The sequence below is a fragment of the Streptomyces sp. NPDC047117 genome (genome assembly GCF_040643545.1).
Taxonomy (GTDB): Bacteria; Actinomycetota; Actinomycetes; order Streptomycetales; family Streptomycetaceae; genus Streptomyces.
In genome coordinates this window covers 567,661-591,521 of the sequence record NZ_JBEYUN010000001.1, presented here as the reverse complement: position 1 = coordinate 591,521, position 23,861 = coordinate 567,661, and the positions used below count along the sequence as shown (strand labels likewise).

Sequence of the window (23,861 nt, the reverse complement as noted above, 5' to 3'; positions counted from 1 at the left end):
TGGCGCATCGGGCCCGGCCGGTGTAGACCGGTGCGGTGCTCTTCCGCCAGCTCGAATACCTGGTCGCCCTCTCGCGCGAACGCCACTTCGCCCGTGCCGCGCAGTCCTGCTACGTCTCCCAGCCCGCGCTGTCGGAGGCGATCCGCAAACTGGAGGAGGAACTCGACGTCCCGCTGATCCGGCGGGGCCGCAAGTACGAGGGCCTCACCCCCGAGGGCGAGCGCGTCGTGCTGTGGGCGCAGCGCATCCTCGCCGACCGCGACGCACTCACCTCCGAGGTGCAGGCGCTGCGCACCGGACTGAGCGGGGACCTGCGCATCGGCTGCGTCCCCACCGCCTCGGCCGCCGTCGCGCTCCTCGTCGAGCCGTTCTGCTCGGCCCACCCGCTGGTCGACGTGCGCATCGCCTCGGACCTGCGCTCCCGGGACATCCTCGGCCGGCTGGAGAACTTCGAGCTCGACGCCGGCGTGACGTACCTGACCGAGGACATCTCGGACCAGTTCCGCACCGTGCCGCTCTACCGCGAGCGCTACGTCCTGCTGACCGGCGCGGCGCATCCGGCGGCGGCCTCGGCCACCGTGTCCTGGGCGGCCGCCGCCACCCTGCCGCTCTGCCTGCTCAGCACCGGCATGCAGGGGCGCCGGGTGCTCGACGAGGTGTTCGCCGACGCCGGGGTCCGCGCCGCGCCCCAGGTGGAGACCGACTCCATCGCCTCCGTGTACGCGCACGTCCGGACCGGACGGTGGGCCGGCATCGTGCCGCGCGCCTGGCTCCGCGTCTTCGAGATGCCGCCCGGCATGCGGGCCGTACCGCTGGTCGAACCGGTCCGCACCGCGCCCATCGGGCTGGTCCTCACCGCCCGCGAGCCCGGCTCGGTCATGGCCCGCGCGCTGACCGACATCGCCCGGCGCACCGACATGGCGGCGACGCTGGAACACCTGCCGGGAGAGCGGCCGCTGCCGGAGGAATAGGCGGTACTACCCAGCGAACTACGGATTGTTCGGAGCGAGCGGCGGGCGGAGGGTGAGTCCCGCCCCGCCCGGCCCACCGGCCGGGCGCGACGGCACCCCCCTCGTACGAAAGGTCTGCCGCTCCCATGAAGCGCTCCCACCTCGCTGCGCTGCTGCTGGCACTGCCCGCGGCCGTCGTCCCCGCCGCCGGCACCGCGGTCGCCTCGGGTCAGGACACCTCCCCCCGGCTCGTGACCGTCGAGCAGGCTCCGGACAGCAAGGTCATCAAGGACACCTACATCGTCACGCTCAAGCCCGGCGTGGCGCCCGGGACCCTGACGGCCAGAGAGGACATCAGAGCCGGTCACCTCTACAAGAAGGTCCTCAACGGCTTCGCCGCGAAGCTCTCCGCCGACCAGCTCGCCGACCTCCGCAGCGACCCCTCCGTACAGGCGATAGAGGAGGACCAGAAGGTCACCGCATCCGCGACGCAGACCAACGCCACCTGGGGCCTGGACCGCATCGACCAGCGCAACCGCCCGCTGAACGGCACCTACACCTACAACCGCAATGGCTCCGGCGTCACCGCGTACATCATCGACACCGGCATCGACACCACCCACTCCGACTTCGGCGGCCGGGCCCGCAACGTCTACGACGCGTTCGGCGGCAACGGGCAGGACTGCAACGGACACGGCACGCACGTGGCCGGCACGGTCGGCAGCACCACGTACGGCGTCGCCAAGGGCGTCCAGCTCCGCGGCGTCAGAGTGCTGGACTGCAACGGATCCGGCTCCTACTCGGGCATCATCGCCGGCTTCGACTGGGTCCGTAACAACGCCGCCAAGCCCGCCGTCGCCAACGCCTCGCTCGGCGGCGGCTACTCCTCCGCGGTGAACGACGCGGCCGCGGCGCTGAACAACTCCGGCGTCTTCCTCTCCGTCGCCGCCGGCAACGACAACGCGGACGCCTGCAACACCTCGCCCGCCAGCGCCCCGGGCGTGATCAGCATCGCCGCCTCGGACAGCGCCGACCGCAAGGCGTCGTTCAGCAACTACGGGAGCTGCACGGACCTGTTCGCGCCCGGCGTCTCCGTCACCTCCACCCGCCTCGGCGGTGGCACCACCCAGATGAGCGGCACCTCGATGGCCTCCCCGCACGTGGCGGGCGTGGCGGCCCTGTACAAGTCGAGCAAGGGCGACACGGCGTCCTCGACCCTGAACACCTGGCTGATCAACAACGCCACCCCCAACGTGATCAGCAACCCGACCGGCACCCCGAACCGCCTGCTGTTCAAGTCGGACCTCTGAGCCCGGACCTGTGCCCATCGGCTGAAGAGCCTTACTGGGGCGCCACTTGCCCGGAACCCCCGGGCAGGTGGCGTCCCGCCGGCCTTTCCGGAGGCCCGCTGGGGCGCGGCTTGGCGGGCGCGGGTCGATTGTCAGTGGCGGGCGGTAGCTTCGGGAGGTGTGCGGCGGAGGTGGGGGAGGGGCCTTTGTCGCGGGTCTTCTTGGGGGGTGGTTCCTCCCGGGAGACGCTCTCCTCGGCGGGGAGAGGGAGGGGCCCTGCCGGGAAACGAGGCGGGACTGCCCCGCTACCGTACCCAGTCGGCAACCATGGAGGGGGACCGGATGGACCGGCACGTGCGCACCATCGACGATGTACTCAGGCTCATGGACGACCTGTTCGAGCCGGCGGCCGATCGGTGGACGGAGCGCGCGGCCGACTGGTGGGACGGTTTCTACACCGACCGGGCCCGGCCCGTGCCGTTCTTCGCGGCGAAGCCGGACGAGAACCTCGCTTCGTACCTCGCCCGCGGTACGGTCACCCCGGGCCGGGCGCTCGACCTCGGCTGCGGTCCCGGCCGCAACGCCCTCCACCTCGCCGCCGCGGGCTTCCGGGTGGACGCCGTCGACCTCTCGCCGGCGGCTCTCGACTGGGCCGAGGAGCGCGCCCGCGAGGCCGGCGCCGACATCCGGTTCCTCCGCGGGAACGCCTTCGACCTGGCCGGGACCACCCTCGCCGGTCCGTACGACCTGATCTACGACTCCGGCTGCTTCCACCACCTCCCGCCGCACCGCCGCATCAGCTACCTCGCCCTCCTGGATCGGTCCCTCGCCCCCGGCGGGCACTTCGCCCTCAGCTGCTTCGCGGCCGGCGCGATGGGCTCCGAACTCCCCGATGCCGAGCTGTACCGCAGCTCGCGTCTGCACGGCGGGGTCGCCTACACACCGGAGTCGCTGCGCCGGATCTTCGCGAGCCTCACCGAGGTGGAGCTGCGCCGCATGCGCGACGAGCCCGACGACTCCCCGCACTTCGGTGCACCCTTCCTGTGGACGGCCCTGTTCCGCCGCGACGAACCGCCCCGCGCGCAATCCCGCGCAGGCTGACCGGGCGCGCGCCGGGCGCCGCCCCGTACTCGGCACTCCATCGGGTGAAGCTGTGATCAGGCCCTCTGCCGCCCGGCCGGTGAACCCTAGCCTGATCGATATGTCGATTTTCGCGGTGAATTCCGCTTCGGCGAGGCGCAGTCCGATCCTGCTCGGCGCCGTCGCCCTCCTGGGAATGTCCCTCACGGCCGCCGCCGGTGGGCCAGCCGTCTCCGATTCCGGTGCGAGAGGTCCCACCGACGGCGCCGTGCCCGTCCAGTTCCTCGCGCTGAACGACCTGCACGGCAACCTCGAACCGGTCGACGGCCCCGCCGGAGCCGTCACCCGCCGCACCGGGACCGGCGAGCTGGTGAGCTCACAGGCCGGCGGCGCCGCCCAGTTGGCGACCCTGGTGAAGCGGGCCCGCGAAGGGCAGGAGAACAGCCTGACCGTCGGAGCCGGCGACATCATCGGCGGCAGCCCGCTGCTGTCGGCCAACTTCCACGACGAGCCGACCGTCGACGCCATGGAGCAACTCGGTCTGGACGTCACCTCGGTGGGCAACCACGAGTTCGACGAGGGCCCCGACGAACTGCTGCGGATGGACAGGGGCGGCTGCCACCCCGAGGACGGCTGCGCGGTGTCCGGGAAGCCGTACGACGGCGCCCGCTTCCCGTACCTCGCCGCCAACGTCACCCGGAAGGGCAGCGAGAAGCCGCTGCTGCCGCCGTACTGGATCAAGAAGCTGCCCGGCGGCGAGCGCATCGGCTTCATCGGCCTGATCACCCGGCACGCGCCCGACTCGATCTCCGCGTCCCGGATCAAGGACGTGGAGTTCCACGACGAGGCGAGCACCATCGCCCGCTACGCGAAGGAACTGTCCGACCAGGGCGTGAAGGCACAGGCCGTACTCATCCACGAAGGCGGCGCCCACAGCGGAGTGAAGCCGTACAACGAGGACTGCGACGCGCAGGGCCCCGGTGCCGGGCTGGACGAGCCCATCAAGGGCATCGCCCGGAAGACCGCACCCGAGGTCGACCTGATCATCAGCGGCCACTCCCACGAGCCGTACGTGTGCTCCGTGCCCGACCCCGAGGGGCGGCCGCGCATCGTCACGCAGGCGGCCTCGTTCGGCCGCACCTTCACCGACGTACGCTTCGACCTCGACCCGCGGACGCACGACGTGCTCCGCGACTCCGTACGCGCCGTCAACCGTCCCGTCGACACCGCCACGCCCCAGGACCCGGACATGTCCCGGCTCGTCCGCACCTGGCGGGAGCGCTCCGCCGACCTGGAGAAGAAGCCGGTCGGCTACATCTCGGGCGACCTGCCGGGCCGCGGCTCCACGGCCCCCGAGCGGCCGCTCGGCGACCTGATCGCCGACGCGCAGGCCGAGGCCACCCGCGGCGACCGCGCGCAACTCGCCCTCGTCCAGCCCGGTTCGATCCGCGCCGACCTCACGTACAAGGCGTCCGGCGAGGAGGGCGACGGCGTGGTCACGTACGCCGAGGCCTTCCGTACGGCGCCGTTCGAGACCCCGCTGGTGACCATGACGCTCACGGGCGAACAGCTCGTCTCCGCCCTGAAGCAGGGGTTCTCCGGCGCCAACGCCGCGTCCCCGCGCTTCCTCCAGCCCTCCGACGCCCTGCGTTACGCGGTGGACCTGCGCCGCAACGGCGCCGACCGGCTCCTCGCCGACAGTGTCCGGGTGGCCGGCCGCCCGGTGGCCGACGACAGCACCTACCGGGTCACCGTCAACGAGTTCCTCTCGGACGGCGGCGACGGGTTCGTCGCGTTCAAGGACGGCACCGACCGCGACAGCGGCTCGACCGACACCGCCTCACTCGTCGACCACCTGCAGAACCACACCTCACCGTCGAAGCCGCTGGCCCCGCCCGCCGCGGACCGGATCACGGTCCAGGACTGAGCCGGGCCTTCCGCCGCCGCCCGGTCATGTGCCCTCGTTGCCGCGCAGCTCCTCCACGGCCGTCCGGGCGGCCGCGCCGATGACCGCGTCGGCGCGGGGGAGGGTGCTGTCGGCGCGCGCCGCCTGGGTGAAGACCACGGCGGTGTACGTGCTGCCGTCGGCGAGTTCGACGACCCCGGCCTCGTGCCGCATCTGGCCGAAGGTGCCCGTCTTCCCCGACACGGTGACGTCGTCGTACGGGAAGCCGGAGGCGAGCCGGTGCCGCCACGGCTGCCTCCCCATCACGTCGCGCATGAACGCGCAGCGCTCGGGGGAGGCCGCCTCGCCGGTCCAGATCGCCCGCAGCAGCCGCGCCATGTCCGACGGCGTGGTGGAGGCCTTGGACACCGGGTCGTAGACGCCGGCCGGTGCGGTCGTGTCGTTGCTGGAGATGCGCTCCATGGCGGCCGCCAGCGATGCGGTGCCGGTCTCGTCGACCAGCCGGGCCCAGGTGCCCGCGACACCGCCGAGGATGCGGGTGTCCGGCAGGCCCAGCTCGCGGCAGACCTCGTCGACCACCGTGGTGCCGACGGCACGGAGCACCGCGTCGGCCGCCGTGTTGTCCGAGATGGTCATCATGAGGACGACCAGGTCGCGGAGCGACATCGTGACGGGGTCCTGAAGGATGGAGATGCCGGTGGGGCCGGCGACCCGGTGCGACGGTTCCAGGGTGACGCGCCGGCCCGGATCGATCTCCCCGGCGTCCGCCAGCCGGCAGAAGGCCGCCATCAGCGGCACCTTGTAGACGGAGCCCATGGGCACCGGCTCGTCGGGGTCGATGGTCACCCGTGCCTCGGGGCGGTGCAGCTCCGCCACGTGCAGCCAGCCGCGCACACCGGCGTCGGCGAACATCTCGCGGATCGTGCGCGCCACGCCGCCGCTCCGCCGCGCCGCGCTCACTTCGCCGCCTGCCGGGCGAGCGTGTCCACCAGCAGCTGAGCCATGTCCGCCGTCTCCGCGGCGTCGGGCCGCCGGGGGTCCCACACCACCCGGAGCCGCAACGGCAGCGCCGGATCCGTGGCCGGGCGCCGCTCGACGCCCTCGGCGGTCAGTGTGTCGTCGGCCGTGACCAGTACCGCCTGTCCGGCGGCCACGAGGGCGAGGCCGGCGCGCTCGTCGGACACCACGACGGTCTCCACCCGCCGCCCGCGGCTGGCCAGCGTGTCGATGAACAGGTCGTGGGCCGCCGGTGCCTCCTCGCGCGGCCGTACGGCGACGGGCAGCCGCCGGGGCGTCCCGCCGTCGTGGTCCTCGGGGGAGAGGAGCCAGGTCGGGAAGAGGACCACGCGGCCGGCGGCCAGCCCGTCCAGCACCGCCGGATGCCGGATCACCGCGAGGTCCAGCCGGCCCGCCGCGACGTCGGACAGGAGCGTGGCGGTCGGCGCGGTCAGCACGCCGATGCGGGTCTGCTCCCCGGCCCGTACGGGCGCGGCGGCCACGGCGGCGGCGAGCCGCGCGGGCACCTCGGGGGCCAGGCCGAGCCGGAGCCGCCGGCCGTCGGCGTGCTCGCGGGCGCCGATCTCGCGCAGTTCGGAGAGTGCGGCGAGCGCCCGGCGCGCGTGCGGCAGCAGCAGGGAACCCTCGTCGGTGAGGGCGACGCCGCGGTTGCGGTCGAAGAGGCGGACACCGAGCAGCGCCTCCAGCCGCCGCAGGCCCTGGGACAGCGGCGGCTGGGTGATCCCCACCCGCTGTGCCGCGGCGCCGAAGTGTTCCTCTTCGGCCAGTGCGACGAAGATTTCCAGGTGCCGTTCCGTGAGCATGCTGTCCTCGTGGCGTGCGCTGATATCTCCTGCGAATCGTTCTTGGCGCAAAAGCATATTCGACATGCACGGTGGTCGCGGGTTGACTCCGAGGAGTGACGCCCAGGGGGAGGGACGTGCTCGTCGCGGGTGTCCTGGCACAGCGGAGGGAACCATATGACGTACCTGAATTTTCCGGGGGGACCGGGCCTGCACGATCAGCGGCGGAGTCGCCGGCGGCTGTACGGAAGCGTCGCAGCGCTGCTCGTCCTGGGCGGCGGAGGCTGGGCCGGCTACCACTTCCTGCTGGCGGACCGGGGCGCGCAGGACCCGCAGGTGGTCGCCGCCACCGCCCGGTTCGAGCGGTTCGCCGGGGCCTGGGAGGACGGCGAGGCGCGCAAGGCCGCCGCGTACACCGACAGCCCGGACGCCGCCCGGTCGCTCCTCACGTCCGTCATGACGAACCTCGCCCCGTCCGCGACCGAGGTCACTCCGGGCGACGGGGCGAAGGAGCGGGACGGGGAGGTGCGTCTCCCCTTCACGGTGGCGATGCAGATACCGGGCGCGGGGCCCTTCCGGTGGGACGCGCAGGCCCGCCTGCGGGAGACCTCGGGGCGGTGGACGGTGGAGTTCACGACGCCGATGGTCCATCCGAGGATGAAGGCCGGCCAGACGCTCGCCCTCAAGAGCCGGAACACCCGGGCGAAGGTGCTCGACAAGGACGGCGACCCGCTGGAGGCCGCCTCCCTCGTCGGTAGCGTCGACGAGGTGACCGGCAAGGGCACCTCCGGCCTCGAAGCGCGGTACGACGCCCGCCTCTCCGGGGGCAAGGGGCCCAAGAAGTCCGTGGTGGTCGTGGACCGCGCGAGCGGGCAGCCGGTCAAGACGCTCACCGCCGTGAAGGCCGCCAAGGGCCGTCCCGTACGGACCACCATCGACCCGCGCGTGCAGCGGGCGGCGGCCGAGGCGCTGTCCGGGGTCACCAAGAAGGCGGCCATCGTCGCCGTCGACCCGCGCAACGGGCACGTCCTGGCCGCCGCGAACAAGCCCGGTGGGCTGAACCGCGCGCTGGCGGGGCGCTATCCGCCCGGTTCCACCTTCAAGGTCGTCACCGCGGCGGCGCTGCTGAAGGGGGGCCTGGCCCCCGCGGACCCGGCGGCGTGCCCGAAGTACGCCCGTGTCGACGGGCAGCGCTTCGAGAATCAGGACCTGTTCACCCTGCCGGACGACGCCACGTTCCAGGACGCCTTCGCCCGGTCCTGCAACACCTTCTTCGTCGACGCCGCCGGCAAGCTCTCCGACACGGCGCTCCGCGACACCGCGCGGGCGTTCGGCATCGGGGGCAGTTGGGACGTGGGCATCACGACGTACGACGGCATTGTCCCGGCCGCCACGAGTGGCAACGACAAGGCCGCCGCGGCCATCGGCCAGGCCCGCGTCCAGGCGTCACCGCTGGTCATGGCGTCCATCGCGGCCACCGTCAAGCAGGGGTCCTTCGAGCAGCCCGTGCTGGTGCCGGACGCGGTGAAGAAGAAGTACCGGGCTCCGGAGAAGCTCGATGCGGAAGTGGCCGACGACCTCCGGAAGATGATGCGCGCCACGGTCACCTCGGGCTCGGGACACGCCCTGAAAGACCTGCCGGGCGCACCGCACGCCAAGACCGGCACCGCGGAGTTCGGTACCGAGAATCCGCCGCACACCCACGCCTGGATGATCGGCTACCAGGGCGGATCCGACCTGGCCTGGGCGGTGTTCCTGGAGGACGGCGGGTCCGGCGGCTCGGACGCCGGCCCGGTCGCGGCGCGGTTCTTGAAGAACATCGCCTGAAGCACATCGCCTGAAGAACGCCGCCTGAAGAACATCGGCTGAGCACGCAAGCCTGCCGCACACAGAGAAGAGAAGGAACGTGGAAACCACCAGAACGCGTCCGTCCCGTCGTACGGTGCTGGCTCTCGGCGCCGGCACGGCCCTGGCCGCCGCCCTGCCCGCGAGCGGCACGGCGTACGCCGGCGGACCCCGGGCCGGGCGGGCCGACGGCATCACCCGGCAGTTGCAGGCGCTCGAAGAGCAGTACGCGGCCCGCCTCGGAGTGTTCGCCCGCAACATGGCCACGGGCCGCACGGTGCGGTACCGCGCGGACGAACGCTTCCCGATGTGTTCGGTCTTCAAGGGGCTCGCCGCGGGCGCCGTCCTGCGCGACCTCGACCACGACGGCGAGTTCCTCGCCCGGCGCATCCACTACACCCGCAGCGAGGTCGAGAAGGCGGGGCACACGCCCGTCACCGGAAAGCCCGAGAACCTGGCGGGCGGCATGACGGTCGGTGAGCTGTGCGCCGCCACGGTCGGTGAGAGCGACAACGCCGCCGCGAACCTCCTCCTCCGCGAGCTGGGCGGCCCGACGGCGATCACCCGGTTCTGCCGTTCGGTCGGGGACGGTGTCACCCGGCTGGACCGGTGGGAGCCCGAGCTGAACTCCGCCGAGCCCTGGCGGCGGACCGACATCACCAGCCCGCGCGCCGTCGGTACGACCTATGCCCGGCTCCTTCTCGGGCGCGCGCTCACGCGCCCGGACCGCGAGCGGCTCACCGGCTGGCTGGTCGCCAACACCACCAACACCGAGCGCTTCCGCGCCGGTCTCCCCGCCGACTGGGTGCTGGCGGACAAGACCGGCGGCGGCTCGGACTACGGCGTCGCCAACGACGTGGGTGTGGTGTGGCCTCCGCACGGCGCACCGCTCGCGCTGTCCGTGCTCTCCACCACCTACGACCCCGCGGGGCCCGCGAAGAACCCGATGGTCGCCAAGGTCGCGGAGCTGGTGGCGGCACGGATCGCCTGAGGGCCCGCCGGTAGGTACGCCGGCCCCCTCCGGCCCTGACGATGCGTCAGGGAGATCCGGAGGGGGCCGGGTAGGCCGAGTGGGCCGTGGGGACCTGGCGGTGCGTCAGCCGATGTCGGCCGCGTCCAGCCGGTACAGCGTCTGGCTGTTGTTCGCGCCGTTGCCCGTACCGGAGGAGGCGGAGGAGGTCTTGCCGCCGTACTCGGACGCCTTCACCACCGTGCCGTGCTTCTTGACCCAGGCGTCGACCTCGGTGGAGAGGCTGTTGCCGCCGCCCGGGCCGCCACCCCGGCGCGCGCTGCCGTCCGCCGAGCCGCCGCCCGGACCCCCGGACGCCACGCCCGGACCACTGGACGCACCGCCCGGACCACCGGACGGCGGTGTCATGGCACCGCCCTCGGCGCCGGGCGAGCGGCCCTTCCCGCCCGAAGGGGGACCGCCGCGCCCGCCGGGGCCGCCCATGCCGCCGCCGGTCGACGGGCCCGCCGTCGGATTGACCCCGCCCATGCCGCCGCCTCCGGAGGAGAACGGGACCGAGGCCGCGTACGCCGCAGGTCCGGCCAGTGCGGCCACCACGGCCACGACGAGCGACACCGCGAGCAGCTTCGTACGGGTCCTCCACCGCGCGCTTGCCGCGGCCGGTGACCATCAGCACGTCGTCCAGCCCCGCGCCGGCCGCCTCCTCCACGACGTACTGGATCGCCGGCTTGTCGACGACCGGCAGCATTTCCTTGGGCGTGGCCTTCGTGGCGGGCAGGAAGCGGGTGCCGAGGCCGGCGGCGGGGACGACGGCCTTGCGCACGGCGGTGCGTACGGGCAGGGAGCTGCGTACGGGCATGGAGATCCTCACGGGAACGGAGAAGTGCAAGTGCCCTCACACCCTGCGTCCCTTCGATGTGGGGAGGCTTGGCCCGTCCTTTGAGCGAGCTGTGAAGAGGTACCGCCGCGTGGCCTGCGGAAAGAGCCGTACAGTGGGGGTTTCTGTGCGGATTTACCTCATGCATATGATGTGCAAATGCGCGGCTACAGCATCAGGACGGCGACCACCGACGACCTCGACGGAGCCCGTGGCGTCATGCTCGACACGGTCTACCGGGACTTCGGCACGGGGTACGTACCGCGCTGGCACCGCGACATCATCGATCTTGACGGAGCCTACGTCGCACCCGCCCGGCACACGCTGCTGGTGGCCGTCGACGAGGCGGACGGGACGGTCGTCGCGACCGGCGCCCTCGACTCCCGGGGCCCGGCCCACCCGCCGAACCCCCGCGAGATCGCCGAGCGCTTCCCCTCGGGGGAGACCGCGCAGCTGCGCCGCATCTACGTACAGCCCGCCCACCGGCGGCACGGACTCGCCCGCCTGCTCGTCCGGCAGCTGATGGACTTCGCGGCGGCCGAGGGCGGCTACCGCGCGGTGTACCTGCACACGGACCCGGAGGTGACAGGCGCCGAGCCGTTCTGGCGGTCGCAGGGCACCGTCGTCTGCGACGAGCGACTGCTGCCGGACGGCGGGCAGGGCATCGTCCACTTCGAGGTGCCGTTGCCGGTGTCCGTCCCGGCGCCCCGCGCCCTGGCCGGAGCGGACCGCGCCTCCTGAGCCCGGCGCTCCCCGTGCCCTGACCGCGGCGCCCGCCCGCCACGTACCCCTCGCCCCAGCAACGCAGAGAACGAGGACCATGAGCCCTCTCCGCCGCCGTCGGTTCGCCGCCGCCGTCCTGCTCGCCCCCCTGCTCTCCGGCTGCTTCGCCGCCCACAACGGCGGGTCGTCGTCGTCCGGCGCCGAGGGCGGCGACCGGCTGCGGGTCGCGCTCGCCTTCCCGCCCGCCGAACACTTCTCCCCGTACGGTGCCGACGCCACCCTCCTCAGCCGGCTCGGCGTCACCGAGGGGCTGACCCGGCTCGACGCCAACGGGACCGCGGAGCCCGCCCTCGCCGACTCCTGGACCCGCGAGAACGGCCACAGCTGGCTGTTCACGCTGCGCGACGCCACGTTCCAGGACGGCTCCGAGGTCACCCCGAAGGCCGTCGCGGCGTCCCTCACCCGCGCCGCGGAGGCGAAGCCCGTGCCCGCCGCGCTGTCCGGTGTGCGACTGACCGCCGAGGCGGCGGGGGACCGGAAGGTCCGGATCACCACTGCCGACGCCGACCCGGCGCTGCCGCTCCGGATGTCCAGCCCCGGCCTCGTGGTCCTCTCCGGCAAGGCGTACGAGGACGGCAAGAAGGCCGGCGCCGGCGCGAAGGACACCGTCGACCCCGTCGGCACCGCCACCGGACCCTTCGAGCTGACCAAGGTCACCGGCACCACCCGGGCGTCCCTCGACCGCTTCGACGACTACTGGGGCGGCCGGGCGCAGGCGTCCGGCGTGGACGCGCGGTTCATCGCCGACGGCGCGGCCCGCACCAACGCGCTGCGCACCGGCGAGGTCGACATCGCCGAGGCCGTACCGGTCTCCCAGGCGGCCTCCCTGGACAAGAAGACCGTCCACGAGACGGGCACCTCCCGCACGACCAGCCTGCTGCTCAACACCCGCAAGGGCGCCTTCGCCGACGCCGGCGTGCGGGCCGCCGCCCGGAAGGCGATCGACACCTCCGCGCTCGCCAAGGGCGTGTACGAGGGCCATGCGGACCCCGGCAAGGGCATCTTCGGCCCCGCGCTGACCTGGGCGGAAGGCAAGCGCGAGAAGCCATCCGGGCGGGCGGAGCCGGCGGCCCCCGGCGGCCGCACCCTGAACATCGCCACGTACAATAACCGGCCCGAGCTGCCCGAGGTCGCGCAGGTGCTCCAGCAGCAGCTGGAGAAGGCGGGCTTCAAGGTCGAGCTGACGGTGCGCGACTACGCGCGGCTGGAGAGCGACGCGCTCGACGGCAAGTTCGACGCCATCGTCTCGGCCCGCAACACCATGCTCGACACCGGCGACCCCGTGTCGATCCTCGCCAGCGACTACACCTGCAAGGGCAGCTACAACCTTGCGCAGCTGTGCGACAAGAAGGCCGACACGGCCGTGGCCAAGGCCGCCGGCCAGGCCGACACCGCCAAACGGCAGGACGCCACGATGGCGGCGGAGGCCGCGGTCCTCGGCACGGACGCGGTGGTGCCGCTGGTCCACCAGCGGATCATCACCGGCGTCGGCACCTCTGTGCAGGGCGTCACCTACGACCCGTACGAGCGTGCCCTCCTCGGCACCGGAACGCGGCGCTGAGCGGCGGGCGGGGCAGCGGTATGCGGCGCGGCGGGACCGGTGTGACCGGAGGCGGTGAGCACGCCGGTCCGGCGGTACGGATACGCGCGGCGGCCGGGGCGCTCGTCAGCGGGCGTGCCCCCGCGCTGCTCTGGCGGCTCGTCCTCGCCGCCGTCCTGGTGTGCGGCATCGGCCTGCTGCCGTGGCTGTCCCGTACCGACCCCGCGCTGACGGTGCTCAAGGCGCGGTCCGCCGACCGTGACCCCACCCCCGACGTGCTGCGCGCGATCCGGGACGAGCTGGGGCTCGACAGCGGGCCGCTGCACCTGCTCGGGCAGTGGCTCGGACGGCTGTTCCTGCACGGCGACGCGGGCCGGTCCTGGATCTCCGGCGCCGACGTCACCCCGTCCGTCGCCCAGGCCCTCGGCGTCTCCCTGCTGCTCATGGCCGGTGCCCTGGTGGTCGCCCTGCTCACGGCCGGGGCGGTGTGCGCCCGTACGCTCCGGCTCGGCGCGGCCCGTCGGCTGGGCGGCCGCCGGTCCGGGGGCAGCGGGACGGCGATGCTGGCCGCGCTGCCGGAGTTCCTGACCGGGTCGGTGCTGGCCGCGGTGGTCGGCGTACAGCTCGGCTGGCTGCCCGCGCTCGGCTGGTACGGGCCGCAGTGGATGGTGCTGCCCGCGCTCGCGCTGGGGCTGCCGGCGGGCGGCCTGCTCGGCCGGGTGCTGGACGACCTGCTGCCCGGCGCGTTCGCCGAGCCCTGGGCGCTGGCCGCCACCGCGCGCGGCCTGCCCGCCCGGCGCGTCGCCCGGCAGGCGCTGCGCCGCTGCGTCCCCGGACTGCTGCCGAACCTCGGGCTGTTCGTGGTCGGCCTGACCGGCGGCGCGGTCGCCGTGGAGCAGATCTTCGACATCCCCGGGCTCGGCCGCCTCACCCTCCAGGCCGCAACCGCCCAGGACCTGCCCGTCCTCCAGGCCGGCACGCTGGCCCTCGTCCTGCTCGCGGCGGTCGCCGGGGCCGTGACCCGCGGCGCCGCCCGGCTGCTGCTCGGCCCCGCGCTCCGCGACGGCGCGCTGCCGACGCTCCACCGGCCCGTCCCGGCCACCCGCCGGACCCTGCCGGTCCTCTACGGCGTGGTGCTGCTGGGCGTGGTCGCGGCCGGGCTGCCCCGCGACCCGCTGGCCCTGGACACCACCGCCAAGCTCCGGGCGCCCTCCGGGGCGCACCCCTTCGGCACCGACTCCCTCGGCCGGGACATGCTGGCGCGCGTCGCCCACGGCGCGCTCGACACCTTGACGCTCGCCCTCGCGCTGAGCGCCGCGGCGCTCGTGACCGGCGTCCTGCTGGGCCTGCTGCCGCGGCTCTCCGGACCCCTGGTCGACACCGTCAACGCCGTACCGCCCGTCCTCGCCGGCCTGCTCGTCGCGGGCGTCGCCGGCAGCGGCCCGTCGACGCCCGCGCTCGCCGTGGCCGCCGTCGCGTGGGCGCCGCTGGCCGCGCACACCTCGGCCCTGCTCCAGCAGGAACGGGCCACCACCCACCTCGCCTCGACCCGCGCGCTGGGCGCGGGCCGCTGGTACGTGCTCCGGCACGAGCTGCTGCCGGCCGTGCTGCCGCCGGTCACCCGCCACGCCCTCGTTCGGCTGCCCGGAATCGCCCTGGCCCTCGCCGCGCTCGGCTTCCTGGGGCTGGGCGCGCAGCCGCCGTCGCCGGAGTGGGGGCTGCTGCTCGCCGAGAACCAGCCGTACGTGGAGCGCGCTCCCTGGACCGTGCTCGCGCCGGCCGCCGTCCTCGCCCTGCTCGGCGCCCTCGCGGTGACGGCGGCGGGCGCCTTCCGGGGCCGTCATCGCAGGAGCGTGTCCGCGCCCGGCGGCCCGGGCGACGGCCCGCGGAACCTCCTCCCGGACGCGAGTCCGAAGGGTGCTCAACAGGATTACGGTGTACGGGAGTTGGTGTGACCGACGTCCGCTCCGGGGAGCGGGGCCGGGTTATGTCGCGGCTCCGGGCGCCCGGCTCGCTCGCGCACACCTGGCGGGCCCTCTCGCCGCTCCTCCGCCTGCTGATCCTCACCCAGCTCGCCTTCAACATCGGCTTCTTCGCCGTCCTGCCGTTCCTCGCCGAACACCTCGGCACCGGGATCGGCATGGCCGGCTGGCTGGTCGGCCTGGTGCTGGGCCTGCGGACCTTCAGCCAGCAGGGGCTGTTCGTCGTGGGCGGCGCGCTGGCCGACCGGTACGGCGTGCGGCCCGTCGTCCTGACCGGCTGCGTACTGCGGATCGCGGGCTTCGCGTGGCTGGGATACGCGGCACGGCCCTGGGCCGTGATCGGCGCGGTGCTGCTCATCGGCTTCGCCGCCGCGCTGTTCTCGCCCGCCGTGGAGTCCGAGGTCGCCCGGCAGGCCGTGGCCTGGGAGGACGCGGGCAACGGCCCCCGTACCCGAGTGCTGGCGCTGCTCACCGTGGCCGGCCAGGCCGGCGCGTTCCTCGGCCCGCTCCTCGGCTCCCTCCTGCTGGCCGTGGACTTCCGCACGGCGTGCCTCGCCGGAGCCGGCGTCTTCGTCCTGGTCCTGGCCGGCCAGGTCCGGCTGCTGCCCCAGCACATCCCCGGCCGGACCAGGACGCGCGGCAGGGGCGGCATCCGCACGGCCCTCCGCAACGGCCGCTTCCTCGCCCTGTGCGTGGCCTACGGCGCCTACCTGCTCGCCTACAACCAGCTCTATCTGGCCCTCCCCGAGGAGGTGGCCCGCGCCGCCGGCTCGCAGGCCCCGCTCGCCTGGCTGTTCGCGCTGTCCTCGCTGCTCGTCGTGACGGCCCAGCTGCCGGTCACCCGCTGGGCGGCCGACCGCCTGGACCTGCGCCGCTCCATGGCGGCCGGGCTGCTGCTCATCGCTGCCGGGTTCGGCGTGGTGGCCCTCGCCCGCCCGGCGGGCTGGACGGGCGTACCGGGCCTGCTTCCCGCCGCCGCGTTCGTCGTCCTGCTGACCCTCGGTCAGATGCTGGTCGCGCCCGCCGCCCGCGCCTGGGTCCCCGACCTCGCCGAGGACGGCCGCCTCGGCCTCTACACCGGCGCGATGTCCTCCGTCTCCGGCCTCCTCGTGCTGCTCGGCAGCTCCGCCACCGGCTCCCTCCTCACCACGGGACTCCCGCCGGCCGTCCCCTGGCTCGCCCTCGCCGCGGTACCGGCCCTGGCCGTCCTCCTGCTGCCCCGTCGGCCCCGGGAAACCGCCTAGTCCGCGCGCCCGAGGAGCCGGAGCAGCACGCGGAACGCGGCCGGCATGTCGACGGCCTCGGGGTCCAGGAGCCACTGGTACTGAAGGCCGTCCATCACCGCGATGAGGAGGGGCGCCGCTTCTTCCGGGGTGAGACCGCCGGGGAGCCGGTCACCGAACTCGCCGCGCAGTGAGTCGGCGGCGGACTGCCGCACCAATGCGTACCGGTGGGCGAAGAACTCCCGCGCCGGATGGTCGCCGGTGACGCTCTCGCCGAGCAGGGCCGAGAACGTCTGGACGATGCCGGGCCGCATCGCGTTGTACTCGACCAGCGAGGCGTACAGGTCCAGTGGCCAGGGCTCGCCGCCGGGCCGCGGGCCACCGCTGATGTCCCACTCGTCCCGCGCCTCCAGTAGCGCGACGAGCAGCGCTTCCTTGCTCGGGAAGTGGTGCAGCAGCCCCTGTTGGGTGATGCCGACGCGCTCGGCGACCGCGCTCAGCGAGGCGCCGCGGTAACCGCGCTCCGCGATGACCTCCAGCGCCGCTCGGAGGAGTTCGGCACGGCGGTCCTCGCCGCGCACGGCCCGCCCCTTGCCGTGCCGTGCCCCGGGTCCGTTCGCTTTCACGCCGCCGAGCCTAGCCGAACGGGAACGCCCCGGATCCTTGAAGGTAACGAAAAGGAAACGGTACCTACCGCTTAACAGGTAGCAGGTACAGGATGCTGCGAACAACAGGGAGCCGCCCCCGCCTCCTCCCTGTCCGAGCCGTTTTTCATTGCCTCAATGAGGAGGTACGGCAGTGGATCAGGCAGCCGTTCCCGCCCCCGCCACCAGACCTGCCGGGTCCGTGGGACCCGCCCCGGACACCGCGCCGCGCGGCTTCGTCCTCCGCCTCGGACTCGCCAACTTCGGCCTGTACAGCGCCCTGATGACGCCGGTCATCGTCACCATGGCGCTGCGCGTCGCGGACGTCGCCCCGCACCGCAAGGAAGCCGTACTGGGCCTGGTCCTCGGCGTGGGCGCCGTCGTGGCGGTGATCGCCAACCCGCTCTTCGGCAGGCTCTCGGACCGCACCCGTTCCCGCTTCGGCCGGCGCCGCCCCTGGCTCGTCGGGGGAGTGCTCGGCGGCCTGCTGGGTCTTACGGTGATCGCCTTCGTGCCCTCCGTGCCCGCCCTCGTCGCCGGCTGGGCCCTCGTCCAGGCCGCCTTCAACGCTGTATACGCGGCGCTCATGGCGACCATCCCCGACCAGGTGCCCGAAGCCGCCCGCGGCAGTGCCTCCGGCGCCATCGGCACCGGCCTCACCGCCGCCGTACTGGCCGGATCGGGCATCGCCGCGGTCACCTCCGACCCCCGTGCGATGTTCCTGCTGCCGGCCGTCCTGACCGTCGTGTTCGTCGGCTGGTTCGTCCTCCGGCTGGCCGACCGCCCGCCCGCCGAACCGCCCGAACCGTTCTCGCCGCGGGAGTTCCTCGCGAGCTTCGTCTTCGACCCGCGCCGCAGCCCGGACCTCGGCTGGGCCTGGCTCACCAAGTTCCTGGTGATCTTCGGCTCGGTCGCCCCGATGACCTACCTGGCCTACTACCTCCCCTTCCGGATGGGGCTGAGCGCCGCCGCCACGGCCGGCACCGTGGCACTGCTCGTCGCCGGCGGCTACGCCGTCCAGTCCGTCATGGCCGCGGCCGGCGGCTGGGTCTCCGACCGGTTCGGCCGCCGGAAGCCCTTCGTGGTCGCCGCCGGGATCGTGGTCGCGGCGGGGCTCGCCCTGCTGGCCCTCGCACCCGACCTGACCTGGATCGTCGTCGCCCAGCTCGTCATGAGCGTCGGCGGCGGGCTGTTCTACGCCGTCGACATGGCGATGATCACCCAGGTGCTGCCCGACCAGGCCAACCCCGCCAAGGACCTCGGCGTCATCAACATCGCCAACGCGCTCCCGCAGTCGCTGATGCCGATGATCGCGCCGTTCGTCCTGGCGACCGGCGGGGGAGAGAACTATCCCCTGCTGTTCGGCATCGCCGCCGCCGCGGCGCTCGCCGGATCCGTCCTCGTCACCCGCATCAAGGGCACTTGATGAGCCCGGCCGGCACCGGCCGGGCCGCCGCGCCCGACGCACCACCCCCGCGCACCAAGGAGGAGCCACCGATGACCCCGTACGACGCGACCGTCGAGGACGCGCTCGGCAAGCTGGACCTCGACGCCAAGACCCGGCTGCTGGCCGGCCGGAACATGTGGGCGCTGCCCGCACTGCCCGAGATCGGCCTGCGGTCGCTGGTGATGTCCGACGGCCCGATCGGGGTGCGCGGCGTCCGCTGGACCGCCGACGACCCCTCCGTCGCGCTGCCCAGCCCCACCGCGCTGGCCGCGACGTGGGACCCGGAGCTGGCCCGCCGCGCCGGTCACCTGCTCGCGCAGGAGGCCCGCCGCAAGGGTGTGCACGTCCTCCTCGCGCCGACCGTCAACCTGCACCGCTCCCCGCTCGGCGGGCGTCACTTCGAGTGCTACTCGGAGGACCCGCACCTCACCGGCGAGATCGGCGCCGGATACGTCACCGGAGTGCAGGAAGGCGGCGTCGGCACCACCGTCAAACACTTCGTCGCCAACGACGCCGAGACCGACCGCTTCACCGTCAACAACCTCGTCGCCCCGCGACCGCTGCGCGAGCTGTACCTCGCGCCGTTCGAGACGATCGTCAAGAAGGCCCGCCCCTGGGGCGTCATGGCCGCCTACAACTCGGTCAACGGAACCACCATGACCGAGCACCACCACCTCCAGAACGAGGTCCTGCGCGGCGAGTGGGGCTTCGACGGCTTCCTCGTCTCCGACTGGATGGCCGCCCGCTCCACCAAGGGCGCGATCGAGGGCGGCCTGGACGTCGCCATGCCCGGACCGCGTACCGTCTACGGCCCGGCACTGGCCGCCGCCGTCCGCACGGGCGAGGTCGACGAGGCCCTGGTCGACGCCGCCGTACGCCGCGTACTCCGGCTCGCCGCCCGCGTCGGCGCCCTCGACGGCGCACCGCCCGCCGTCGAGCCCGCCGCCCTGCCGGCCCCGGTCGACGGCCCGGCGCTGGCCCGCGAGATCGCCCGCCGCGCCTTCGTCCTCGTACGGAACGAGAGCGGCACCCTGCCCCTCGGCCCCGACCGGCCCGGCACCGTCGCCCTCATCGGGGCCGCGGCCCGCGACGCCCGCGTACTCGGCGGCGGCTCGGCGCAGGTCTTCCCCGACCACATCGTCTCCCCGCTCGACGGGCTGCGCGCCGCCCTCCCCGAGAGCGACCTCACCTACTGCGTGGGCGCCGACCCCAGCGACGAACTGGCAGCGGCGGGGCGGGACTTCACGCTGCGCGCCGTCTGCCGGGACCGGGCCGGGCGGGTGCTGGGGGAGACCACACTGCCCAACGGCGCGGTCCAGTGGCACGGCGACGACCTGCCGGCCGGCGTCACCCACGAAACACTGCACACCGTCGAGATCACCGGCACCTTCACCCCGCGCGAGAGCGGCACGCACCTCTTCGGCACCAAGGGTGTGGGCGGCTTCCGGCTCACCGTCGGCGACCGCGTGCTCCACGACGGCACCGAGCGCCCCGACCACGCCGACCCGTTCGAGGCGTTCTTCGGCGCTCCCGTGGCACGCGGGGAAGCGGAACTCACCGCGGGCGAGCCGGTCGAGGTCGCCCTGATGCACACCGTTCCCGACCTGCCGGACACGCCGATCCAGGCCGTCGGATTCGCCCTCGCCCACCGCGAGCCCCGGCGCGACGCGGAGGAACTCATCGAGGAGGCGGTGGCCGCCGCACGCGCCGCCGACACCGCCGTCGTCGTGGTCGCCACCACCGAGCGGGTGGAGAGCGAGGGCTTCGACCGTACCGGCCTCCGGCTGCCCGGCCGCCAGGACGAGCTGGTCGAGCGGGTGGCCGCCGCCAACCCCCGTACCGTCGTGGTCGTCAACTCCGGCTCGCCCGTGGAGATGCCCTGGCGGAACGGTGTGGCCGCCGTGCTGCTCAGCTGGTTCCCCGGCCAGGAGGCCGGCGCGGCCCTCGCGGACGTCCTCCTCGGTGCCGCGGAGCCCGGCGGGCGGCTGCCCACCACCTGGCCGGCCCGCCTCGTCGATGCGCCGGTCACCCGCGTGACCCCCGAAGACGGTGAACTCCCCTACGAGGAGGGTGTCTTCATCGGCTACCGGGCATGGCAGCAGGCGGGCGCCGAGCCCGCGTACTGCTTCGGACACGGCCTGGGATACACCGACTGGGAGTACGAGACGGCCACCTGCGCCCCCGCCGCGGGCGGCGACGCGCTGGGCACGGTCACCGTACGGGTGCGCAACACCGGCGACCGGGCGGGCCGGGAGGTGGTGCAGGTCTACCTCGCCGTGCCCGACGGCGACTCCGTCGAGCGGCCGGCCCGCCGTCTCGCGGGCTTCGCCACGGTCTCGGCGGCGCCCGGGGAGACCGCCGAGGCGACCGTCGCCGTGCCCCGCCGCGCGGCCGAGATCTGGGACGAGCGGGCGCACGGCTGGCGGCTGGTCCCCGGTACGTACACCGCCGAGACCGGGCGCTCCCTCGACGACGTCCGCCTGCGGAGCAGTGTGACGGCCGAAAGCTGAGCCACCCCCCGCCGCCCGCCGAGGGCGGCGGGCCCCGCTCGTCGCTCCGCCGTTTACATTGGGCTCGGCACCGTATTCGATCTTCGCCCGCCCGCCGAGGAGTACCCGTTGAACCCCAGCGCACCGGCCCCGGACAGCTACTTCGAGCGCATCGACGAGCACCGCTACAAGCCCACTCCGCACGTCGGCGGCGCTTGGGATCCGGACGAGCAGCACTTCAGCCCGCTCGGCGGGCTGGTCGTGCACGCCATCGACCGTTACCTGGCCGGGCGCCCCGACACGGGCATGGTGCTCGGCCGGATCAGCTTCGACATCCTCGGGCGGCTCGCCACCGACGAGTGCGAGGTCCGGGTGGAGACCGTCCGGCCCGGCCGCACCATCGAGCTGGTCGAGGCCACCGTGCTGATAGCGGGCCGTTCGGTGGTCCGGGCCCGCGCCTGGCTGCTGACCTCCCTGGACACCGGTGCCGTCGCGGGCGGCGGCGCCGACCGGCTCACCCCGCCCGAGGAGCTGGCGTCCTGGCACATGGCCGGCGTATGGCCCGGCGGCTACATCGGCACCCTGGACGTGCGGCCGGTCGCCCCGCCGCAGCCCGGCCGGACGACCGCCTGGATCGCCACCGGCGTGGACCTCGTCGCCGGGGAACCGGCGAGCCCGCTGGCGTCCTTCATCACGCTGGTCGACACCGCCAACGGCATCGCCGTCCGGCAGTCGCCCGCCGAGTGGATGTTCCCCAACGTCGACCTGACCATCCATCTGCACCGGCAGCCCGAGGGGAGCTGGACCGGCCTGGACACCACCGTCGTGTTCGGGCCCACCGGCCAGGGCATCACCAGCACCGTCCTGCACGACACGGCCGGACCCGTCGGACACGCGCAGCAGATCCTCACCGTCCGGCCGCAGCCCACGGGAGACTGACCGGATGGACGAGGAAGTCATCCCGATTCTGCACGTCACGGACGCGGTCGCCGCGGTCGCGTGGTACGCGCGCCTGGGCTTCACCCAGGAGTGGGAGCACCGCTTCGCACCGGGGCTGCCCGCGTTCGTCGAGATCGCCCGCGGCGGGATGCGGCTGTTCCTGTCGGAGCACGCGGGCGACGCCCGGCCCGACACACTGGTGTACCTCCGCGTCCGTGACGTCGACGCGGTCGCGGAGGCGTTCGGGGCAGCGCCGACGGACGCTCCGTGGGCCCGCGAGATCGAGCTGCGCGACCCCGACGGCAACCGGCTGCGGGTGGGTACGCCGACGGACTGACCCCGCCACCGGCCGCCGTCCCGCCCGCCGTCAGTCGTCCCGCCCGGGGGAGTCCTTCGCCTTCGGGCGGGCGCGGAGGTGGGCGCGCTCGCCCTGCTTCCCGAACAGGCTGAGGATCTCCACGGGCTGATCGTCGGCGGCGCCGAACCAGTGCGGTACCCGGGTGTCGAACTCGGCCGCCTCGCCGGGCGTGAGCACCAGATCGTGTTCGCCGAGGACCACCCGCAGCCGGCCGTTGAGGATGTAGAGCCACTCGTAGCCCTCGTGGGTCTGCGGGGCGGGCTCCCGGCGTGAGCTGTCGGCCGGGATGATCAGCTTGTACGCCTGGATGCCGCCTGCGCGGCGGGTCAACGGCAGCATGGTCATGCCGTGCCGGGTGACCGGGCGGAGGTGGACGCGCGGGTCCCCGGTGGGCGGCGCGTCCACGAGTTCGTCGAGCGTGACGCCGTGGGCCTTGGCCAGGGGGAGCAGGAGTTCCAGGTTGGGGCGGCGGGCGCCGGACTCCAGCCGGGAGAGGGTGCTCACCGAGATGCCGGTCGCCGCCGACAGCTCGGACAGCGTGATCTCGCGCTGAGTGCGCAGCGCGCGGAGCCTGGGGCCGACTGCCTCCAGTGCGTGGTCGAGGTCGTTGTCCATATCCGCAAGCTTGCCATAACGGCAAAGAACTTTGCGGATATCGCCGAGGTGCCCGCATGGTCGTCCGTGAAGGAGGTGGTCACGGTGACCGAGCGAGGGGAACACGAGTACGACGTGGTGGTGGTCGGTGGTGGCGCCGCGGGCCTGAACGGGGCGCTGATGCTGGCCAGGGCACGGCGGTCGGTGGTGGTGATCGACGCGGGCGCGCCGCGCAATGCCCCGGCGGACGGCGTGCACGGCCTGCTGGGCAGAGAGGGGATGCCGCCCGCCGAGCTGCTGGAGCGGGGCCGGGCGGAGGTCCGCGCGTACGGCGGGCAGGTGGTGACCGGCGAGGTCGCGACGGCGGCCCGGGACGCGGCAGGGCCGACCGTGACACTGGCCGACGGCCGTACGCTCCGGGCGCGCCGGCTGCTGGTGACCACCGGGCTGGTCGACGAACTGCCGGATGTGCCGGGGCTGCGGGAGCGGTGGGGCCGGGAGGTGGTGCACTGCCCGTACTGCCACGGCTGGGAGATCCGCGACCGCGCCATCGGCGTGCTGGCCGCCGGGCCGCTCTCCGTGCACCAGGCGCTGATGTTCCGGCAGTGGAGCGACGACGTCACCTTCTTCACCCGCGCCGCGGCACCGCCGGCCGGTGAGCAGGCCGAGCAGCTGGCGGCGCGCGGGATCCGGGTGGTGGAAGAACCGGTGGCGGGCCTGGAGATCACCGGCGACCGGCTGACCGGGGTGCGGCTGGGCGACGGCACGGTGGTCGCCCGGGAGGCGCTGGCGGTCGCGCCGCGGGTGGCGGCGCGGGCCGGCTTCCTCGCGGGGCTCGGGCTGCGGCCCGCGGAACACCCGTCCGGGGCGGGGGAGTACCTCCCCTCCGACGCGACAGGGCGTACCGAGGTTCCCGACGTGTGGGCCGCCGGGAACGTCACCGACCCGACGGCCCAGGTCGGCACCGCCGCCGCTGCGGGCGCCACGGCCGGCGCACAGATCAACGGCGACCTGATCGCCGAGGAGACGCGGCGGGCGGTCGCCGCGTACCGGGACCCGTTCTCTGCCGAGTCCGAGGCGCGCGTCTGCGAACTGGTCGCGGGCGACCGGCGCCACGGCCTGTGAACCACGGAAAGGAACCGAACA

20 protein-coding genes and 1 pseudogene are annotated in these 23,861 nt (G+C 73.9%); 15 read left to right on the top strand and 6 right to left on the bottom strand.

Annotated elements, in window-relative coordinates; all coding sequences use genetic code 11:
• Positions 1-35 precede the first annotated feature (35 nt).
• The 4 genes from ABZ840_RS02765 to ABZ840_RS02750 all read left to right on the top strand — a co-directional run bounded on the left by ABZ840_RS02765 (position 36) and on the right by ABZ840_RS02750 (position 5,246).
• Positions 36-971, top strand: a complete 936-nt coding sequence (locus tag ABZ840_RS02765; RefSeq protein ID WP_361552091.1) for a LysR family transcriptional regulator — start codon at positions 36-38, stop codon at positions 969-971.
• 125 nt (positions 972-1,096) lie between these two features.
• Entirely contained in the window at positions 1,097-2,260 is a 1,164-nt protein-coding gene (locus ABZ840_RS02760) for a S8 family peptidase (protein ID WP_361552088.1), read from the top strand.
• 321 nt (positions 2,261-2,581) lie between these two features.
• The gene (locus ABZ840_RS02755) at positions 2,582-3,340 is read left to right on the top strand and encodes a class I SAM-dependent methyltransferase (RefSeq protein WP_361552085.1); all 759 of its coding nucleotides are present in this window, start codon (positions 2,582-2,584) and stop codon (positions 3,338-3,340) included.
• Positions 3,341-3,587: 247 nt separating this feature from the next.
• Positions 3,588-5,246 (top strand): bifunctional metallophosphatase/5'-nucleotidase, encoded by a 1,659-nt coding sequence (locus tag ABZ840_RS02750; protein ID WP_361552082.1) that lies wholly within the window; start codon positions 3,588-3,590, stop codon positions 5,244-5,246.
• A 24-nt stretch (positions 5,247-5,270) separates the two neighbouring features.
• Here the strand turns inward: ABZ840_RS02750 and ABZ840_RS02745 are convergent, their stop codons facing one another.
• Both ABZ840_RS02745 and ABZ840_RS02740 read right to left on the bottom strand, forming a co-directional pair.
• Positions 5,271-6,158 (bottom strand): serine hydrolase, encoded by an 888-nt coding sequence (locus tag ABZ840_RS02745; RefSeq protein WP_361552079.1) that lies wholly within the window; start codon positions 6,156-6,158, stop codon positions 5,271-5,273.
• A gap of 23 nt (positions 6,159-6,181) precedes the next feature.
• Positions 6,182-7,045 (bottom strand): LysR family transcriptional regulator, encoded by an 864-nt coding sequence (locus tag ABZ840_RS02740; RefSeq protein WP_361552076.1) that lies wholly within the window; start codon positions 7,043-7,045, stop codon positions 6,182-6,184.
• A 156-nt stretch (positions 7,046-7,201) separates the two neighbouring features.
• On the opposite strand from ABZ840_RS02740, the gene ABZ840_RS02735 reads away from it, so the two are divergent.
• Both ABZ840_RS02735 and bla read left to right on the top strand, forming a co-directional pair.
• A complete protein-coding gene (locus ABZ840_RS02735) occupies positions 7,202-8,851 on the top strand; it encodes a penicillin-binding transpeptidase domain-containing protein (RefSeq protein ID WP_361552073.1) in 1,650 nt (549 codons plus the stop codon).
• A 79-nt stretch (positions 8,852-8,930) separates the two neighbouring features.
• A complete protein-coding gene (gene bla / locus ABZ840_RS02730) occupies positions 8,931-9,860 on the top strand; it encodes a class A beta-lactamase (protein ID WP_361552070.1) in 930 nt (309 codons plus the stop codon).
• Positions 9,861-9,965: 105 nt separating this feature from the next.
• On the opposite strand, the gene ABZ840_RS02725 is transcribed toward bla, so the two are convergent.
• Together ABZ840_RS02725 and ABZ840_RS02720 are read right to left on the bottom strand one after the other, a co-directional pair.
• Positions 9,966-10,454, bottom strand: a complete 489-nt coding sequence (locus ABZ840_RS02725) for a hypothetical protein (RefSeq protein WP_361552436.1) — start codon at positions 10,452-10,454, stop codon at positions 9,966-9,968.
• Between the two features lie 19 nt (positions 10,455-10,473).
• Positions 10,474-10,698 (bottom strand): annotated as a pseudogene (locus tag ABZ840_RS02720) (sugar phosphate nucleotidyltransferase); the annotation flags it as partial.
• A 177-nt stretch (positions 10,699-10,875) separates the two neighbouring features.
• Between ABZ840_RS02720 and ABZ840_RS02715 the strand changes: the two are divergent.
• The 4 genes from ABZ840_RS02715 to ABZ840_RS02700 all read left to right on the top strand — a co-directional run bounded on the left by ABZ840_RS02715 (position 10,876) and on the right by ABZ840_RS02700 (position 16,265).
• Positions 10,876-11,457 (top strand): GNAT family N-acetyltransferase, encoded by a 582-nt coding sequence (locus tag ABZ840_RS02715; RefSeq protein WP_361552067.1) that lies wholly within the window; start codon positions 10,876-10,878, stop codon positions 11,455-11,457.
• Positions 11,458-11,536: 79 nt separating this feature from the next.
• Positions 11,537-13,060 (top strand): ABC transporter substrate-binding protein, encoded by a 1,524-nt coding sequence (locus ABZ840_RS02710; RefSeq protein ID WP_361552064.1) that lies wholly within the window; start codon positions 11,537-11,539, stop codon positions 13,058-13,060.
• A 125-nt stretch (positions 13,061-13,185) separates the two neighbouring features.
• Positions 13,186-14,994: an ABC transporter permease subunit gene (locus ABZ840_RS02705; protein ID WP_361552405.1), complete on the top strand. Its 1,809-nt coding sequence runs from the start codon at positions 13,186-13,188 to the stop codon at positions 14,992-14,994.
• A gap of 32 nt (positions 14,995-15,026) precedes the next feature.
• Positions 15,027-16,265, top strand: coding sequence for an MFS transporter (locus ABZ840_RS02700; protein ID WP_361552061.1), 1,239 nt, complete (start codon positions 15,027-15,029; stop codon positions 16,263-16,265).
• On the opposite strand, the gene ABZ840_RS02695 is transcribed toward ABZ840_RS02700, so the two are convergent.
• Positions 16,262-16,870, bottom strand: coding sequence for a TetR/AcrR family transcriptional regulator (locus tag ABZ840_RS02695; RefSeq protein ID WP_361552058.1), 609 nt, complete (start codon positions 16,868-16,870; stop codon positions 16,262-16,264). The two genes, ABZ840_RS02700 and ABZ840_RS02695, sit on opposite strands and share 4 nt — an antisense overlap.
• Before the next feature lie 172 nt (positions 16,871-17,042).
• On the opposite strand from ABZ840_RS02695, the gene ABZ840_RS02690 reads away from it, so the two are divergent.
• The 4 genes from ABZ840_RS02690 (at position 17,043) to ABZ840_RS02675 (ending at position 22,100) form a co-directional block, all read left to right on the top strand.
• Complete coding sequence (locus tag ABZ840_RS02690) at positions 17,043-18,314, top strand: MFS transporter (protein ID WP_361552055.1); 1,272 nt, start codon at positions 17,043-17,045, stop codon at positions 18,312-18,314.
• Positions 18,315-18,385: 71 nt separating this feature from the next.
• Complete coding sequence (locus ABZ840_RS02685) at positions 18,386-20,845, top strand: glycoside hydrolase family 3 C-terminal domain-containing protein (RefSeq protein ID WP_361552052.1); 2,460 nt, start codon at positions 18,386-18,388, stop codon at positions 20,843-20,845.
• Between the two features lie 108 nt (positions 20,846-20,953).
• Entirely contained in the window at positions 20,954-21,763 is an 810-nt protein-coding gene (locus tag ABZ840_RS02680) for a thioesterase family protein (protein WP_361552049.1), read from the top strand.
• A gap of 4 nt (positions 21,764-21,767) precedes the next feature.
• Positions 21,768-22,100 carry a glyoxalase superfamily protein gene (locus ABZ840_RS02675; protein ID WP_361552046.1) on the top strand — a complete coding sequence of 111 codons (333 nt, stop codon included), beginning with the start codon at positions 21,768-21,770 and terminating at the stop codon, positions 22,098-22,100.
• Positions 22,101-22,130: 30 nt separating this feature from the next.
• On the opposite strand, the gene ABZ840_RS02670 is transcribed toward ABZ840_RS02675, so the two are convergent.
• Positions 22,131-22,736 (bottom strand): XRE family transcriptional regulator, encoded by a 606-nt coding sequence (locus ABZ840_RS02670; protein ID WP_361552043.1) that lies wholly within the window; start codon positions 22,734-22,736, stop codon positions 22,131-22,133.
• Positions 22,737-22,820: 84 nt separating this feature from the next.
• Between ABZ840_RS02670 and ABZ840_RS02665 the strand changes: the two genes are divergently transcribed.
• Complete coding sequence (locus tag ABZ840_RS02665) at positions 22,821-23,840, top strand: NAD(P)/FAD-dependent oxidoreductase (protein WP_361552040.1); 1,020 nt, start codon at positions 22,821-22,823, stop codon at positions 23,838-23,840.
• Positions 23,841-23,861 lie beyond the last annotated feature (21 nt).